The sequence below is a fragment of the Desertibaculum subflavum genome, from assembly GCA_003576705.1.
In the GTDB taxonomy this organism is placed as follows: Bacteria; Pseudomonadota; Alphaproteobacteria; order Ferrovibrionales; family Ferrovibrionaceae; genus Desertibaculum; species Desertibaculum subflavum.
In genome coordinates this window covers 15,715-31,423 of record QOZS01000040.1, presented here as the reverse complement: position 1 = coordinate 31,423, position 15,709 = coordinate 15,715, and the positions used below count along the sequence as shown (strand labels likewise).

Here is a 15,709-nt window from a genome sequence, read left to right as displayed (position 1 = left end):
GCATGTCAGGGTTTGTGTTGCGCCTGGTGGCGGCGGTCAGCGCCGCCTACATGCTGAGCCATTTCTTCCGCGCGGCGAATGCCGTGATCGGCACCGACTTGATGCGCGAGCTGGCGCTGACACCCGCCGATCTCGGCCTCCTCACCGGCGTGTTCTTCATCATCTTTGCGGGCTGCCAGCTGCCGGTCGGCATCCTGCTCGACCGCTACGGACCGAAGCGGGTGATGCTGAGCCTGATGATCATGGCGGTTCTCGGCGCCGTCGTATTCGCCGTCGGCCGCGACCTCGGGACGCTCGGCCTCGGACGGGCCCTGCTCGGCATCGGCACCAGCGCGCTGCTGGTCGGACCGCTGGTGCTGTTCGCGCGCTGGTTCGCCGCCGACCGCTTCGGCACCGTGGCCGGCATCTTCGTCGCGCTTGGATCGGCCGGCAGCCTGCTCGCCACCACGCCGCTCGCCCTCCTGGCCGAGGCGACCGGCTGGCGCGGCGCCTTCTTCGCCATGGCCGGCGCGACCGCCGTGATGTTCGCCGTCCTGGCGCTGACCGTGCGCGACGGGCCGGACGGTAAGCCCGCGCCGGCGCGCGGCGAGACCCTTGGCGAGGCGCTGCGCGGCGTCCTCGCCGTCGCCCGCGACCGCCGCACGCCCGGCATCTTCGGCATGAACCTAACCGTCTATGCCGCCGGCATCACCATCCTGGGCCTCTGGGGCGGCCCCTATCTCGCCCATGTCCATGGCCTCTCCAAGGTCGCGGCCGGTAACGTCCTGCTCGCCATCGGCATCGCTAATGTGGTCGGCTATCTTGCCTTCGGGCCGCTGGATCGCCTGTTCGGCTCGCGCAAGCGCCCGGCGCTGGCCGGCACTTTCGCCACTATCGCCATGCTGGCGCTGCTCGCCCTGATCCCGGGCCTGCCGCTCTGGGCGGTGGCGACGCTGCTGGTCGGCGTCGGATTCGCCAGCGGCGGCTTCGTGCTGGTGGTGGCGCATGGCCGCGCCATCGCGCCCGACCATCTGGTCGGCCGCGCCGTCACGCTGTTCAATATCGGCACCATGGGCGGCGCCGCGCTGATGCAGTGGCTGACCGGGCTGGTCATCGGCGCGGTGGCCGGGGCCGACGCCACGGTGCTGCCGGAGGCCGCCTTCCGCGCCATGTTCGGGCTGCTCGCCGCCTCGCTTACCCTCGCCGCGATCGGCTATATCAGGGTGCCGGAGAAAAGCCGCCCGGCCCAGGAGCCACGCCATGCGTCTTGACGACCTGCCGACCCCCGCCCTCGTGCTCGACCGCCGCGCGTTGCAGCGCAACGTCGCCCGCATGCAGGCCCGTGCCAAGCAACTCGGCGTCCGCCTGCGCCCGCACATGAAAACGGCGAAATCGATCGACGTCGCCCGCATGATCCTGGGCGAGAGCGGCGACGGCATCACCGTCTCCACCCTGAAGGAGGCGCGCTACTTCCTCGACCACGGCATCCACGACATCACCTATGGCGTGGGCCTGGTGCCGTCCAAGCTCGACGAGGCGGCGCATCTGATGCAGGGCGGCGCCGACCTCAAGCTGATCACCGACGATGTGGAGGCGGCGCACGCGGCTTCCCAGCGCGGCCAGGAGCTCGGCGTCACCTTCAAGGTGATGATCGAGATCGATTCCGGCGGCGGCCGCGCCGGCCTGTTCGTCGACGACCCGGCGCTGATCGAGCTCGGCCGCGTGCTGGCGGCCGGTCCGGGCACCACCCTGCATGGCGTGCTGACGCATGCCGGCCATTCCTATGCCTGCCCCTCGACCAACGACATCGTCGCCGTGGCGGAGCAGGAGCGCGCCACCATGGTCGATGCCGCCGGCCGCCTGCGCAAAGCCGGCCTCGCCTGTCCGGTGGTCAGCGTCGGCTCCACGCCGACCGCCATGTTCGCCCGCAATCTCGATGGCGTGACCGAGATGCGCCCCGGCGTGTTCTGCTTCATGGATCTGTTCCAGTCCCAGCTCGGCGTCTGCGCGCCGGAGGACATCGCCGTCAGCGTGCTCGCTTCCGTGGTCGGGCATAAATCGGACGGCTCGAAGGCGATGATCGATGCCGGCGCCCTCGCCCTCTCGCAGGACCAGAGCCTGGAAGGTTTCGGCCGCGTGCTCGGCAAGCCCTGGAAGGTCGCCAAGGTCAGCCAGGAGCACGGCCATGTCTACCCGGCCGATCCCGGCGCCAAGGTCGACCCCGTGGTCGGCCAGCGCGTGCGCGTGCTGCCCAACCACGTCTGCATGATGGCGGCGATGCACGAGCAATATCACGTGGTCGACGGCGGCGACGAAGTGGTCGCCGTGTGGGACCGCTGCAACGGATGGTAAGCGGCGTCAGGTCACCGCCAGCCCGTCATCCACCGCGATCACCGCGCCGTTGAACATGCGGGAGGCCTGTTCGGAGGCGAGCAGGAGCAGGATGCCGTCGAGATCGGCCGGCTCGCCGACGCGGCGCTTGGGCAGCTTCTCGACCAGCTTCTTGCCGCCCTCGGTCTGCCAGTAATCCTCGTTCAGCTCGGTGACGATATAGCCGGGGCAGATGGCATTGACCGAGATGTCGTAGCGCGCCCATTCCAGCGCGAAGGCCTTGGTCATCTGCACCAGGCCCGCCTTGGAAATGCCGTAGATCGAGACCATGGCGAGCTGTTTCAGCGCGATCGACGAGGCGACGTTGACGATACGGCCCTTGCGCTTGGCCGCCGCCATGCGCTTCGCCACTTCGATCGACATGAAAAAGGCGCCGCGCAGGTTGGTCGAAAGGATGCGGTCGAAATCCTCCGGCGTGCTGTCGATCGCCCGCTTGGTGACCGTCACGCCGGAATTGTTCACCAGCACGTCGACCGGCCCGAGCTTCTGCTCCACCTGCTCCACCGCGCGGCGGATCGCCTCCACATCGGTGACATCGCAGGCGACCGGCATCGCCGCGCCGCCTTGGTCTCCGATCTCCGACGCCAGCTTCTCCAGCCGGTCGGCGCGCCGGGCCAGCATGGCGACCTTGGCCCCGGCCCCGGCCAGCACGCGGGCGAAGCGCTCGCCGAGACCCGATGATGCGCCGGTCACGATCGCCGTGGTCCCGTCCAATCGATAGGCTGCCTGCATTCGCTCACGACTCCTCACGATTTGCTGCCGGGGCTTGGCCCGGAGGGCGAATTCTGCCTACAATTTCAATATGCTGATCGATATCGTCTCGGACACGATCTGCCCCTGGTGCTTCATCGGCAAGCGCCGGCTGGAACGCGCGCTGGCCGACCGGCCGGAGCTCGACGTGCAGATCGGCTGGCGGCCGTTCCAGCTCAACCCCGATATGCCGGTCGAAGGCATGGACCGCCAGAGCTATCTCGCCGCCAAGTTCGGCGGCGAGGCGCGGGCGAAGCGTGCCTACTCCCCGGTGATCGAGGCGGTGGAGCGCGAGGGCCTCGGCATCGATTTCGACCGCATCCGCCGCACCCCCAACACGCTCGCCTCGCACCGGCTGATCCGCTGGGCGGCGTCCAGCGGCCACCAGCACCGGGTGGTCGAGGGCTTGTTCCATCGCTATTTCGTGCAGGGCGACGATATCGGCGACCACGAGGTCCTGGTCGAAGTCGCGACGGAAGCCGGCATGGATGCCGGGCTGGTGGCGCGCCATCTCGCCGAGGGGCGCGATATCGAGCTGGTGAAGTCGGAGGATCGCATGGCCCGCGAGATGGGCATCCGCGGCGTGCCCTGCTTCGTGTTCGACCGGCGCTACGCGCTGTCCGGCGCCCAGGACCCGGAGGTGATCCTCAACGTGATCGACCTCGCCGCCCGCGAGGCTTTGGAGAAGGCGGCGCAGCCGGCTTAGTCGGCGAAATCCCGCAGCAAGCGGCCCGGCCTGCCGCAATCGGCGATCGGCCCCTTCTCGTCCGCCACGCGCACGCCGTTCACCCAGACGCCGGTGAGGCCGACAGCCGGCGTGTCGACCCGGCTCGCACCGGCCGGAAGATCGTTCATCCGCCGCTTCGGCCCGCGGCCGACCGTGTTCGGATCGAACAGGATCAGGTCGGCATGGGCGCCCGGCACCAGCCGGCCGCGATCCTTGATGCGGTAGATATCGGCGGCGCGGCTGGTCACCGACTGCACCGCCTGTTCCAGCCCGAGATCGCCTCGATCCCGCGCCCAGTGGCCGAACAGGTGCAGGCCGAAGCCGGCATCGCAGAGGAAGGAGAGATGCGCCCCGGCATCGGAGAGCGCCACCGCCGCGTGCGGATGCACCAGCAGGTCGCGCACCCGGCCCTCGTCGGTGTTGAACAGCTTGCAGTCGAAGAGCGCATCGAGCTCGCCGTCGAGCGCGAAGTCGAGCAGCCAGTCGAACGGGTCCTTGCCCGCCGCACGGGCGAGATCGGCGGCGATGCGGCCGACCAGGTCCGCGTGGTCGGGCCTGGTAACCGTCTTCACCGTCAGATGATCGAACTGGTGATACGAGAAGCGATTGGGCACGCCCCCCTTGCCGCGGGCCTCGGCCTTCACGGCGGCGCGGAAGGCGGGATCCGCCAGCACGCGGCGATAGGCTTCCGATCCTTCGGCCTCGATCGCCGGACGCCAGGCCATCAATGCCTCCAGCGGATAGGGGTGATGGATGGTGAACTCCATGCCGAGCGGGAAGCAGCCGACCTGGCCCCAGAGCTCGCGGCCGCGGGACCGTGCCGCCTCGATCTCGCCGAACTCGCGGAACACGCGCTCGGGATCGTTCGGGTCGATGAACATGGCGGCGATCATCACCGGCCGGCCGCTATTGGCGGCGATCTCCTCCAGCCAGGGGATGGTCGAGGTCATGCCCTTGGTCAGCATGAATACGCCGCGGCCGGCCTCGCCCAGCGCGCCGGTCAGTTCGCGCATCTCATGCGCGTCGGCGAGGCGGGACGGCATGGGGATGCCGTTCTCGCCGTTGTGCTGCTCGAGGGTGGAGGTGGCGAAGCCCACCGCGCCCGCCTGCACCGCCTCGATGACGATGCGCTTCATCTCCGCCACTTCGGCCTTGGTGGCCGCGCGCTTCGCCGCGTCCGGGCCCAGCACATAGGTGCGGACCGAAGAGTGGCCGACGAAGGAGGCGACGTTCGGCACGCTGCCGCGCCGCTCCAGCGCGGCGAGATAGTCGGGATAGCTCTCGAACTCCCAGTTCACCCCGGCGCGCAGCGCCTCCAGCGACATGCCCTCGACATGGGTCAGGTTGCGCAAGGTCAGATCGCGGTCGGCCGGCCGGCAGGGCGCGATGGTGAAGCCGCAATTGCCGATCACCACCGTGGTGCAGCCGAGCGCGACCGACGGAGTCGCGTAAGGGTCCCAAGTCAGCTGGGCATCGAAATGCGTATGCAGGTCGACGATGCCCGGGGCCAGCACGAGGCCCTCGGCATCGACGGTTTCGCGCGCCGGCCCGACATCTTCGCCGATGGCGGCGATGCGGCCGCCGCTGACGGCAAGCTCGCCCTCGCGGATCGGATTGCCGAGACCGTCGCAGATGCGGGCGTTGCGGAAGACGAGATCGTGCACGTCACTCCCTCCCCTGTTCGATCCTTCGTCCGGATCGTTGCGGGGGAGCTTAGGCGGATACGGCTTCTGGAGCTAGACTAGGCGCTGGGCGTGAGGAGGCCGTCGCGGGCGACGTGCCAGCTGGCTTCGTCGGGCGCGCAGATCAGGCCGCCGGTGCGCCGAGTCGGGCGATAGGGCGTGCCGTCGAAATGCGCCGCATAGCCGCCGGCCTCGCGGTGCAGCAGCCAGCCGGCGGCGTGATCCCAGGGCATCAGCTTGTTGTAGAGCAGCACGTGGCAATGCCCGCCGGCGGCCATGCGGTATTCATGCGCGGCGCAGCGGTAATAGGCCGAGGTGGCGAGACGGGCGAGATTGCCGTTCACCGTCGAGCGCAGCGGCTCCGGCAGGTAGGTCGTGCCGATGATGCCTTCCATCTCGCCGAGCGGCACCGGCGGCGCGACGCAGAGCGGCGTGCGGGCACCGCCATCCCGCTCGATCCAGGCGCCCTGGCCGCGTAGCGCCAGCGCGACATCGCCGCCCAACGGGTCGTGGATCGCGCCGGCGATCACCTCGCCGCGCGACACGACAGCCGCCATCACGCCGAACAGCGGCAGGCCGGACGCGAAGTTCTTGGTGCCGTCGACCGGGTCGACCAGCACGGCCAGTTCCGCATAGTCCAGCGCGTCGAGCAGGGCCGGATCGCGGCCCGTCGCCTCCTCGCCGATCACGATGGCGCCCGGAAAAGCTGCGCCGATGCGCGCGCCAATCAGGCGCTCGGCCGCTTCGTCGGCATCGGTCACGAGATCGATGGTCGAGGTCTTGGTGCGCACCGCGCCGTCGCCGAGATTGCGGAAGCGCGGCAGGATTTCGGCCCGCGCCGCCTCCGCGAGGAAGGACGCCAGCTGGCGCAGATCCGCTTGGGTGAAGGCGCTCAAGCCGCCAGGCCGCGCCATTCCGGCAAACGCCCCTCTTCCACCGCATGGCAGGCCACGTTCTGGCCGTCAACGCTCAGGGCCTGCGGCACCTCGGCGCGGCAGCGCTCGGTCGCGAAGGGGCAGCGGGTGTGGAAAGTGCAGCCGGAGGGCGGGTTGATCGGGCTCGGCACCTCGCCCGCCACCGGCGTGCGCGCGCGTCCCGACATGTCGAGATCCGGAATCGCATCGAGCAGCATGCGCGTATAGGGATGTTTCGGCCGGTTGAACAAGGTGCGCGTCTCGGCCCATTCGACCAGCCGTCCGAGATACATCACGCCGACCTTGGTCGAGACATGCGAGACCACCGCCAGATTGTGGCTGATGAACAGATAGGTCAGGTTCAGCGAGGCCTGCAATTCCTTCATCAGATTGAGGATTTGCGCCTGCACCGAGACGTCGAGCGCGGAGGTCGGCTCGTCGCAGACCAGGAAATCCGGCCGGCCGGCCAGCGCGCGGGCGATGGAGATGCGCTGGCGCTGGCCGCCGGAGAATTCGTGCGGGTATTTCTCGGCATCGCGGGCGCTGAGGCCCACCTGCTCCAGCAGCTCGCCCACCCGCGCCTTGACGGCGCCGCCTTCCAGCAGTTTCCGGAAGCGGATCGGCTCGGCGATGATGTCGCCGACGCGCCAGCGCGGATTGAGCGAGGCATAGGGATCCTGGAAGATCATCTGCATGCGCGCCTGCTTCTCGGGATGGCGCGCGCGTTCCGCCGGGTTGCTGAGGGAGACGCCCTCGAAGACGATGCTGCCATCGGTCGGCGGATAGAGGCCGACGATCAGCCGCGCGACGGTCGACTTCCCGCAGCCGCTCTCGCCCACAAGGCTGAAAGTCTCGCCCTTGCTGATCTCGAAGCTGACGCCGTCGACCGCCTGCACCACCTGGCGGCCGCCGCCTTCCAGCACCCGGCTGAGCCAGGGCTTCGACACGTCGAAATAGCGCTTCAGGTTGTCGACCTGCAGCACGGTCTCCTGCGCCATTACCGGCCCTCCCCGTAGAGCCAGCAGGCGACATCGGAGCCGCCGACCGGCATCGGGTCCGGCCGGTCCACCCGACAGCGGTCGAACACTTTCGGACAGCGCGGGTTGAAAGCGCAGCCCGGCGGGATGGCGTTGAGGCGCGGCATGCTGCCTTCGATCTGGGTCAGCGCCGCCACGTCGTGGCCGAGATTGGGGATCGCGCCCATCAGGCCCACGGTGTAGGGGTGATGCGGCTCCTGCACCACCTTGCGCACCGGGCCGATCTCGGCGATGCGCCCGGCATACATGACGGCGACGCGGTCGGCGGTCTCGGCGATCACGCCCATGTCGTGGGTGATCAGCATGACGGCGGTGCCGTGCTCGCGGCAGAGCCTCTTCAAGAGCGTGATGATCTGGGCCTGAATGGAGACGTCGAGCGCGGTGGTCGGCTCGTCGGCGATGATCAGCTTGGGCTCCGCCGCCAGCGCCAGCGCGATGACGACGCGCTGGCGCATGCCGCCCGAGAACTGGTGCGGGTAATGGTCGAGCCGCTCGGCAGCACCGGGAATGCCGACCTCCTGCAGGAGTTGCAGCGCACGCGCGCGCGCCTCCTTCTCGTTCATCGGCAGATGGGTGCGGATGGTCTCGATCAGCTGGTCGCTGACCCGGTAGAGCGGGTTCAGCGAGGTCAGCGGGTCCTGGAAGATGGCGCCGACCTCGCGGCCGCGGATCCTGCGCATCGCCTCGTAGGGCAGATTGTCGATGCGCCGCCCGGCGAGAAGGATCTCGCCGGCGGTGATGCGGCCCGGCGGCTCGAGCAGGCCGATGATCGCCGTGCCGGTCAGCGACTTGCCGGCGCCGCTCTCGCCGACGACGCCGAGCACCTCGCCCGGCGCGATCGAGAAGGACACGTCGTCGATGGCGACCAGCGGCCCGCGTCGGGTCTCGAACTCGACGCGCAGGCTGCGCACTTCGAGCAGCGGCGCGTTGGGGCGATCCGTCACCGCGGCCTCAGCGGAGCTTCGGGTTGAGGGCATCGCGCAGCCAGTCGCCGAGCAGGTTCACCGCCAGCACCAGGATCGCCATGGTGATGCCCGGAAAGATCACGATCCACCACTCGCCGGAGAACAGGAACCCGTTGCCGATCTGGATCAAGGTGCCGAGCGAGGGTCTGGTCGCCGGCACGCCGACGCCGAGGAAGCTCAGGGTCGCCTCGGTCAGGATGGCGACGGCGAGGTTGATGGTGGCAATGACCAGTACCGGCCCCATCACGTTGGGCAGCACGTGGCGCAGCATGATCAGCCGCGCCGGCAGGCCGATCACCCGCGCCGCCTGCACATATTCCTTGTTCTTCTCGACCAGGGTCTGGCCGCGCACGGTGCGGGCGAACTGCACCCATTGCGAAAGCCCGATCGACAGCACCAGCACATAGACGGCGACCGCCTCGAAATCGGCCGGCGTCATCACGCCGCGCACGATGCCGCCGATCAGCAGCGCGATCAGGATGGCCGGGAAGGTCAGCTGCACGTCGGCGACGCGCATGATCACGGTGTCGGTCATGCCGCCGAGATAGCCGCTGGCGAGGCCGAGCAGGATGCCGAGCACCATGGCGAAGATCACGGCAAGGAAGCCGACGACGAGCGAAACGCGGAGCCCGTAGAGGATGGCCGAATACATGTCCCGGCCCTGGTTGTCGGTGCCGAGCGGGAACTCCCAGGTGCCGCCCTCGATCCAGACCGGCGGATTGCGCGAGTTGATCAGCTGCAGCGCGCCGGGATCCCAGGGATCCTGCAGCGAGATCCAGGGCGCGATCAGCGCCGCAACGAACAGCAGCAGCGTGACGATGGCGGCGCCGACCACGACCTTCGACCGGGTGAAGCTCCACCAGAGATCGCTGTCGAGGATGGCGTTGAGGCGTTGGGCGACCATGTCAGCCTCCCCGCCCTGCGCGGACGTCGACGCGAAGCCGCGGGTCCACGACGTAGTAGAGCAGGTCGACGATCAGGTTGATCAGCACGAAGAGGAAGCCGATCAGCACGAGATAGATCGCCATCACCGGAATGTCGGCGAACTGCACCGCCTGCAGGAAGAGCAGGCCCATGCCCGGCCACTGGAACACGCTCTCGGTGATGATCGAGAAGGCGATCAGCGCGCCGAGCTGCAGGCCCACGATGGTGATCACCGGGATCAGCGTGTTCTTCAGCGCATGGCCGAAATTGACCGCCCGGTTGGTCAGCCCGCGGGCGCGGGCGAACTTGATGTAGTCGGTGCGCAGCACCTCCAGCATCTCGGCGCGGACGAGGCGCATGATCAGCGCGAGCTGGAACATGCCAAGCGTGATCGCCGGCATGATCAGCGATTGCAGGCCGCTGGCCGAGAGCAGCCCCGTGGACCAGGGCCCGAGATGCACCACGTCGCCGCGGCCGAACGACGGCAGCAGGCCGAGCATCACCGAGAAGAACAGGATCAACATGATGCCGATCAGGAAAGTCGGCAGCGACACGCCGAGCAGCGACAGCGTCAGGAAGGCATTGGAAAGCCGCGACCTGGGATAGAGGCCGGTATAGACCCCCATCGGCAGCCCGACGGCGAGGGCGAAGATGCCGGCGACGATGGCGAGCTCGAGCGTCGCCGGCAGGCGCTCGGCCATCAACTGGCCGATCGGGATGCCGGTGCGCAACGACGTTCCGAAGTTTCCGCTGACGATCTGCTGTACGAAACGGAAGTACTGCACCACGACGGGCTGGTCGAGCGCCAGCTGCTCGCGGATGCGGATACGCTCCTCTTCCGGCGTGTCCTGGCCGACCATGTTGATGACCGGATCGCCGACATAGCGGAACAGGGAAAAGGCCACCAGCGCGACGGCCAGCATGACGACGACGGCCTGCGCCAGGCGCTGCAGAACGAATGCGATCATCTAGGAAACGACAGCGGAATCACGAAATGCCCCAAGCAAGGGCCCTGCCACGCGGCGCGCGACAGGGCCCCAATGCATTCGAGGACCGCTACTTCACCATCACGCGGGACCAGTCGTAGCGGTTGAACGGGCTGACCACCACGCTCACGTTGTTCCGCACGCCCCAGGCCAGCGCCTGCTGGTGCAGCGGCAGGTGACCGATATCGTCGATATGGAGCTTCCAGGCCTGCGAGATCATGGCGTCACGCTTGGCCTTGTCGGTCTCCACCAGGATCTTGTCGGTCAGGTCGTCGAGCTGCGGGCTCGACCAGGCGCCGTAGTTGAACAGGCCCCGCACGATCCGGCCCTGGCTGTCCTTCTTCACCGAGCCGACGATGTTGTAGAGCACGTTCCAGCTGTCGACCGAGCCGGGGGTCCAGCCCAGCATGTAGAAGCTGGTATCGCGCTTCGCCGCGTAGAACGGGAAGATGATGGTCTTCGACTGGGCGTTCAGCGTCACCTTGACGCCGATGCGCGCCAGCATGCCGACCACCGCCTGGCAGATCGCCTCGTCGTTGACGTACCGGTCGTTCGGGCAGTCGAGCGTCACGCTGAAGCCGTTCGGATAGCCGGCATCGGTGAGCAGCTTCTTCGCCGCCGCCGGGTCATAAGCCAGCCGCTTGATCGACTTGTCGTAGCCGTTGACGCCATCGCCGATCATCATCGCCGACGGCACCGACAGGCCCCGCATGATCTTGGTCTTGATCGCCTCGATGTCGATCGCCTGATAGAAGGCCTGGCGCACCCGCTTGTCCTTGAACGGGTTCTTGCCCTTCACGTCGGAATAGACGAGCTCGTTCCGGTCGGTGTCCATGCCGAGGAAGATCGTGCGCAGCTCCGGCCCGATCTGCACCTTGGCCTGGCCCGACTTGTTGATGCGGTCGATATCCTGCACCGGTACCGGCTCGACCACGTCGATCTGGCCGGAGAGCAGCGCCGCCACGGCGGTGGCCGGGTTCTTGATCGGCCGGTAGATCACCTTGGTGACGTTGAACTTCTTCTTGCCCTCGGCATCCCACCAGGCGGGATTGACGGCGAATTCGGTGCGGACATCCGCCTCGCGGTAGGTAAGCAGGTAGGCCCCGGTGCCGTTCGCGGAGGTGGAGGCGAAATTCGGCGTCGTCTTGGTGACGTCCACCGTCTCCAGCGCATGGTTCTCCTTCGCCCAGCTGGCCGACAGGATGTACCAGGTATCCCACTCGTAGTGGATGATCGGGTTCGGCACGTCGGTGATGAAGTCGACGGTGAAGTCGTCGACCTTCTTCGCCTCCTTGATGCCGGCGACGCGGGTCTTCAGATCAGAAGCGCCGACCTTGACCCGGTTGAACGAGAACACCACGTCGTCGGCGGTGAACGGCCGGCCGTCATGGAACTTGACGCCCTGGCGCAGCCAGAAGCGCCAGCGGGTCGGCTCCTGCTGCTCCCACTTGATCGCCAGGCCGGGCTGGATCTCGAGCGTCTTGGTGTCGCGCCGCGTCAAGCCCTCGTAGACGTTGCTCATCACGCCGAGCGTGAGCGATTCGTTGCGGACGTAAGGGTCCATCGAGAACGCATCGCCCTGGCTCGACCAACGCAGCACTTTTTCCTGGGCCAGAGCGCCGCCGGCGGCCATGGCAAGCACGGCCGCGCAGGCGCCGGTCTTCAGAACCGATCGCATATCCATTTTCATCGCCTCTCTAGATTGCTCCCCAGAGCTGCGGACACGCCTCACGCCGGCGATGTGTCCGCTCCGTGGCGGCAACAATAATCATGACAATTGTGCCGTGTCCACCGACGGCGCCGGCCGGCCCGATCACGCGAAGCGGAGCAGCCCATAGGCGCCGAAGCCCAGCATGACCAGAGCGCAGGCCCTGTTCAGCAGGCGCTCGCCGGCAAGGCCCAGACGCCCGGCCAGCCGCCCGGCGCCAAAGGCCAGACTGAGCCACCACACCATCGAGCCGGCAAATACCCCTGCGACCAGCAGGGCCGCCATGCCGGGCCGATCGCCGAGATCGCCGGCGCGCAGATAGTCGAACAGCACGAGGAAGGTCACCAGCGTGATCGGGTTCGATACCGTCAGCGCGAAAGTGGCGCCGAACGCATGCGGCGCGTCCATCGGCTCGAGTTGGCGCTGGCTCGGCTCGTCGGTCGGCTTCGGCTGGATCAGCAACAGATAGATGCCAAGCGCGATGAGCAGCCCGCCGCCCACCAGATCGATGGTCTGGCGGTGCAGCGCCAGCCAATCGGAAATCACGGTCAGGCCGAAAGCCGCGACGGCGGCGTAGATCATATCGGCCGTGGCCGCGCCGAGACCGGAGACCAGGCCCGCCGATGGGCCATAGATCAGGCTGCGCCGGGCGCACAGCAGTGCCACGGGGCCCAGCGGCGCCGACAGCACCAAACCCGCAACCACCCCTTTTGCGATCAGCAATAGCTCTTCCACGTCACCTGCTCAGCCGGCTGCGGGCGGCGCCCCATAGCACGCGGTCCCGCCGGCGACCAACTCGCGAAGGCGGAGCCTTACGGGCGGCGCGCGAGGGCGAGGCCGATCGCCGCACCGATGATGCAGCCGCCGCTCACCCGGTTGACCAGCTTGCCGCGGCGGGCGTCGAGTCGGCCGCGCAGGCGCCCGCCGGCCCAGGCCCAGCCGCAATCGAGCAGGCCGGCCAGAGCGGTGTAGGTGGCGCCGAGCAATAGAAGCTGCGGCCCGGCCGCCACGGCGGGATCGACGAATTGCGGCAGGAAGGCCGCGTGGAACAGCAAGGTCTTCGGATTGGTGATTGCCACCAGGATGCCCTGCGCGAACAGGTTGCGGAGCGACACCGCCCGCCGGCTGCCTTCGTCCAACAGCGCCGCCGGCGCCCGCCATTGCTGGATGCCGAGATAGATCAGGTAGGCGACGCCGGCCCAGCGGATCCAGTCGAAGGCATCCGAGGCCAATGCCAGCAGCGAGGTCATGCCGCCGACCACCAGGGCGATCTGCAGCACCGTTGCCGTGGTGGTACCGCCGACGGTGAACAGGCCCAGCCGGGTGCCGTGGCTGATGCTGTTGCCGACGATCAGGGAGACGTTGGGGCCGGGGGTCAGAATCAGCAGCGTCGCCGCGGTGACGAACAGGAAGTACAGCTCGAGCGACATCATGCGGGTCAGCTCAGGTCGACCGCGTAGCGCTTGAGGTCGTCCAGCGCGACGACCTGAAGCGCGGCCGCATGCGTCGCCGCCAACACGACCCGCGGCGCCGCATCCGCCTCCAGCGCCTCCTGCCAGCGCGCGGCGCAGAGGCACCAGCGGTCGCCGGGCTTGAGCCCCGGAAAGCCGTATTCCGGCACCGGGGTCGACAGGTCGTTGCCGCACGATCGGCTGAAGGCCAGGAACTCCGCCGTGGTCACCACGCAGACGACGTGCAGGCCGTGATCCTCCGCGCCGGTATTGCAGCAGCCGTCGCGGAAGAAGCCGGTCACCGGCGCTTCCGAGCACGACTTGAGCGGCTCGCCCAGCACGTTGATCGAGGCCGCGCGCCGCGGCCGTCGCGGATCCTGGTACATGCCGAACCTCTCCGAGCGGATGGGTACGCGCAGACTATCGTCCCGGAGGGCAGGCGATCAACGCGCCCGCAGCGCCCAGACCGAGGTCCGCTTGATCTCGGCATCTTCCAGCGCCCGGGTGGTCGGCACCGAATACTCCGCCAGACGCTCCAGGCGGTGCTTCGGCAGGTAGCTGCGCCCGGGATCGCCGAGCAGCACCTCGATTCCGGCAGCGGCCGCGGCTTCCAGCCACAGGATCACCCGCTCTGCCATCGGCCGCTCGTAGCAGACATCGCCGGCCAGCACGACGTCCCATGCCGCCGGATCGACCGGCCGCTCCAGCACGTCGCCGGAGAGAATCTCCAGCACGATGCCATTCGCCACGGCATTGATCTCGATGGCCGTCAGCGCGAAGCCGTCGATCTCGGTCGCGGCGACGCGCGACGCCCCCGCCTGCATCGCGGCAATGGCCACGAGGCCGGAACCGGACGCGAAATCGAGGACGCGTTTGCCGCGCACGATGGCCGGCCGGTCCAGGATGTGCCGCGCCAGCGCCTGCCCGCCGGCCCAGGCGAAGGCCCAATAGGGCGGCGGCAAGCCCAATGCACCGAGCTCCTCCTCGGTCTTCTCCCATAGCGCCGTCGCCTCGTCGGCGAGATGGAGACGGATCTCCGGCGCGTGCGGCACCGGCAGCAGGCGCGTATTGGCGCGGATGAAGGCGGCGGGGTCGGCGATCATCGCCGGCGCGCGGTCGCCAGACCGCGCTTCAGCCGGCCGACCAGCCCCGGCCCTTCATAGACCAGCGCGGAATAGACCTGCACCGCCACGGCGCCGGCGGCGAGCTTTGCCAGCACGTCCTCGACGGTGAAGATGCCGCCGGTCCCGATCAGCGGCACGCGGTCGCCGACCCGCTGGCGCATGGCGGCGAGTATGCGCGTCGACAGGGGAAACAGCGGCGCGCCGCTCAACCCGCCCGTCTCCACGCGATGCGAGCTCTGCAGCGTGTCCGGCCGGCCGATCGTCGTATTGCCGACGATCAGGCCGTCGAGCCGGCATTCGATGGCGAGTGCCGCGATGTCGTCGAGATCCGCCTCGCTCACATCCGGTGCGATCTTCAGCACCAGCGCCGCCTTGATGCCATGCCGCGTGCGGGCTTCCAGCACCCGGTCGAGCAGACGCGCCAGCTCGTCGCGGCCCTGCAACGCCCGCAGGCCGGGCGTGTTCGGCGAGGAAACGTTGAGCGTCGCGAAATCGACCAGCGGCCCCAGGCGCTCCAGCACCGTCACATAATCGCCGGTGCGATCGGCGCTCTCCTTGTTGGCCCCGATATTGACGCCGAGCAGGCCGCGGGCGGGGTCGCGGCGGGCAAGCCGCGCCGCCATCGCCTCCACGCCCTCGCTGTTGAGGCCGAACCGGTTGATCACCGCCCGGTCCTCGGCCAGGCGGAACAGGCGCGGCCTGGGATTGCCGACCTGCGGCAGGGGCGTGACGCCGCCCACCTCGACGAAGCCGAAGCCGAGATCGAACAGCCGGTCGGCCGCTTCGGCCTGCTTGTCGAAACCGGCGGCGAGGCCGACGGGATTCGGGATCTCGCGCTCGAACAGCCGGGTCTTCAGGACGGCGTCGTCGGGCGCCGAATCCCCCCGCACGAGGCCGCGCGCGACCGCCCAAACGGCCAGTTCGTGAGCCCGCTCGGGTTCCAGGGCGAACAGGAATGGCCGGATGAGGGGATAGAGATCCACAGGGACGGTCAGGTGAATTGCGGCGGGCAGACTGGCCGGGAACTCGCCCCCGCGCAACGGTGGCATCCGGGACCCGCTCTGGCCTCGG

Annotated in this window: 16 protein-coding genes; 3 read left to right on the top strand and 13 right to left on the bottom strand. The window is 68.5% G+C overall.

Features of this window, described 5'->3' with window-relative positions; all coding sequences use genetic code 11:
- Positions 1 to 2 precede the first annotated feature (2 nt).
- Entirely contained in the window at positions 3 to 1,250 is a 1,248-nt protein-coding gene (locus DT074_RS19520; RefSeq protein ID WP_119421544.1) for an MFS transporter, read from the top strand.
- The gene (locus tag DT074_RS19515) at positions 1,240 to 2,331 is read left to right on the top strand and encodes an alanine racemase (protein ID WP_119421543.1); all 1,092 of its coding nucleotides are present in this window, start codon (positions 1,240 to 1,242) and stop codon (positions 2,329 to 2,331) included. The genes DT074_RS19520 and DT074_RS19515 overlap by 11 nt, the downstream gene beginning before the upstream one ends.
- 6 nt (positions 2,332 to 2,337) lie before the next feature.
- Here the strand turns inward: DT074_RS19515 and DT074_RS19510 are convergent, their stop codons facing one another.
- A complete protein-coding gene (locus DT074_RS19510; protein WP_119421542.1) occupies positions 2,338 to 3,102 on the bottom strand; it encodes an SDR family NAD(P)-dependent oxidoreductase in 765 nt (254 codons plus the stop codon).
- A gap of 70 nt (positions 3,103 to 3,172) precedes the next feature.
- On the opposite strand from DT074_RS19510, the gene DT074_RS19505 reads away from it, so the two are divergent.
- Positions 3,173 to 3,826 (top strand): DsbA family oxidoreductase, encoded by a 654-nt coding sequence (locus tag DT074_RS19505; RefSeq protein WP_119421541.1) that lies wholly within the window; start codon positions 3,173 to 3,175, stop codon positions 3,824 to 3,826.
- Here DT074_RS19505 and DT074_RS19500 read toward each other — a convergent pair.
- From DT074_RS19500 to DT074_RS19445, 12 genes are all read right to left on the bottom strand, one after another.
- Entirely contained in the window at positions 3,823 to 5,511 is a 1,689-nt protein-coding gene (locus tag DT074_RS19500) for an N-acyl-D-amino-acid deacylase family protein (RefSeq protein ID WP_119421540.1), read from the bottom strand. The two genes, DT074_RS19505 and DT074_RS19500, sit on opposite strands and share 4 nt — an antisense overlap.
- A gap of 77 nt (positions 5,512 to 5,588) precedes the next feature.
- A complete protein-coding gene (locus DT074_RS19495; RefSeq protein WP_119421539.1) occupies positions 5,589 to 6,443 on the bottom strand; it encodes an inositol monophosphatase family protein in 855 nt (284 codons plus the stop codon).
- The gene (locus tag DT074_RS19490) at positions 6,422 to 7,441 is read right to left on the bottom strand and encodes an ABC transporter ATP-binding protein (RefSeq protein WP_119421538.1); all 1,020 of its coding nucleotides are present in this window, start codon (positions 7,439 to 7,441) and stop codon (positions 6,422 to 6,424) included. Before DT074_RS19490 ends, DT074_RS19495 begins: the two co-directional genes overlap by 22 nt.
- The gene (locus tag DT074_RS19485; RefSeq protein ID WP_368744780.1) at positions 7,441 to 8,424 is read right to left on the bottom strand and encodes an ABC transporter ATP-binding protein; all 984 of its coding nucleotides are present in this window, start codon (positions 8,422 to 8,424) and stop codon (positions 7,441 to 7,443) included. The genes DT074_RS19490 and DT074_RS19485 overlap by 1 nt, the downstream gene beginning before the upstream one ends.
- Positions 8,425 to 8,431: 7 nt before the next feature.
- Complete coding sequence (locus tag DT074_RS19480) at positions 8,432 to 9,349, bottom strand: ABC transporter permease (protein ID WP_119421536.1); 918 nt, start codon at positions 9,347 to 9,349, stop codon at positions 8,432 to 8,434.
- Between the two features lies 1 nt (position 9,350).
- Positions 9,351 to 10,337, bottom strand: a complete 987-nt coding sequence (locus DT074_RS19475) for an ABC transporter permease (RefSeq protein ID WP_119421535.1) — start codon at positions 10,335 to 10,337, stop codon at positions 9,351 to 9,353.
- Between the two features lie 88 nt (positions 10,338 to 10,425).
- Positions 10,426 to 12,039, bottom strand: a complete 1,614-nt coding sequence (locus DT074_RS19470) for an ABC transporter substrate-binding protein (RefSeq protein ID WP_438503697.1) — start codon at positions 12,037 to 12,039, stop codon at positions 10,426 to 10,428.
- A 129-nt stretch (positions 12,040 to 12,168) separates the two neighbouring features.
- Positions 12,169 to 12,786: a LysE family translocator gene (locus DT074_RS19465; protein ID WP_162915025.1), complete on the bottom strand. Its 618-nt coding sequence runs from the start codon at positions 12,784 to 12,786 to the stop codon at positions 12,169 to 12,171.
- A gap of 89 nt (positions 12,787 to 12,875) precedes the next feature.
- Positions 12,876 to 13,496, bottom strand: a complete 621-nt coding sequence (locus DT074_RS19460; protein ID WP_119421532.1) for a LysE family translocator — start codon at positions 13,494 to 13,496, stop codon at positions 12,876 to 12,878.
- A gap of 5 nt (positions 13,497 to 13,501) precedes the next feature.
- Entirely contained in the window at positions 13,502 to 13,900 is a 399-nt protein-coding gene (locus tag DT074_RS19455) for a DUF2237 family protein (protein ID WP_119421531.1), read from the bottom strand.
- 57 nt (positions 13,901 to 13,957) lie between these two features.
- On the bottom strand, positions 13,958 to 14,617 hold the full coding sequence (locus DT074_RS19450; protein ID WP_119421530.1) for a class I SAM-dependent methyltransferase: 660 nt from the start codon (positions 14,615 to 14,617) through the stop codon (positions 13,958 to 13,960).
- A complete protein-coding gene (locus DT074_RS19445) occupies positions 14,614 to 15,621 on the bottom strand; it encodes a quinone-dependent dihydroorotate dehydrogenase (RefSeq protein WP_438503698.1) in 1,008 nt (335 codons plus the stop codon). The genes DT074_RS19450 and DT074_RS19445 overlap by 4 nt, the downstream gene beginning before the upstream one ends.
- Positions 15,622 to 15,709: the final 88 nt, after the last annotated feature.

Excerpts from the sequence above, each read along its gene's own strand:
- DT074_RS19510 (WP_119421542.1), bottom strand. The coding sequence starts at position 3,102 with ATGCAGGCAGCCTATCGATTGGACGGGACCACGGCGATCGTGACCGGC.
- DT074_RS19480 (WP_119421536.1), bottom strand. The coding sequence starts at position 9,349 with ATGGTCGCCCAACGCCTCAACGCCATCCTCGACAGCGATCTCTGGTGG.
- DT074_RS19505 (WP_119421541.1), top strand. The coding sequence starts at position 3,173 with ATGCTGATCGATATCGTCTCGGACACGATCTGCCCCTGGTGCTTCATC.
- DT074_RS19475 (WP_119421535.1), bottom strand. The coding sequence starts at position 10,337 with ATGATCGCATTCGTTCTGCAGCGCCTGGCGCAGGCCGTCGTCGTCATG.
- DT074_RS19495 (WP_119421539.1), bottom strand. The coding sequence starts at position 6,443 with ATGGCGCGGCCTGGCGGCTTGAGCGCCTTCACCCAAGCGGATCTGCGC.
- DT074_RS19450 (WP_119421530.1), bottom strand. The coding sequence starts at position 14,617 with ATGATCGCCGACCCCGCCGCCTTCATCCGCGCCAATACGCGCCTGCTG.
- DT074_RS19490 (WP_119421538.1), bottom strand. The coding sequence starts at position 7,441 with ATGGCGCAGGAGACCGTGCTGCAGGTCGACAACCTGAAGCGCTATTTC.
- DT074_RS19520 (WP_119421544.1), top strand. The coding sequence starts at position 3 with ATGTCAGGGTTTGTGTTGCGCCTGGTGGCGGCGGTCAGCGCCGCCTAC.
- DT074_RS19455 (WP_119421531.1), bottom strand. The coding sequence starts at position 13,900 with ATGTACCAGGATCCGCGACGGCCGCGGCGCGCGGCCTCGATCAACGTG.
- DT074_RS19460 (WP_119421532.1), bottom strand. The coding sequence starts at position 13,496 with ATGATGTCGCTCGAGCTGTACTTCCTGTTCGTCACCGCGGCGACGCTG.
- DT074_RS19515 (WP_119421543.1), top strand. The coding sequence starts at position 1,240 with ATGCGTCTTGACGACCTGCCGACCCCCGCCCTCGTGCTCGACCGCCGC.
- DT074_RS19470 (WP_438503697.1), bottom strand. The coding sequence starts at position 12,039 with ATGGATATGCGATCGGTTCTGAAGACCGGCGCCTGCGCGGCCGTGCTT.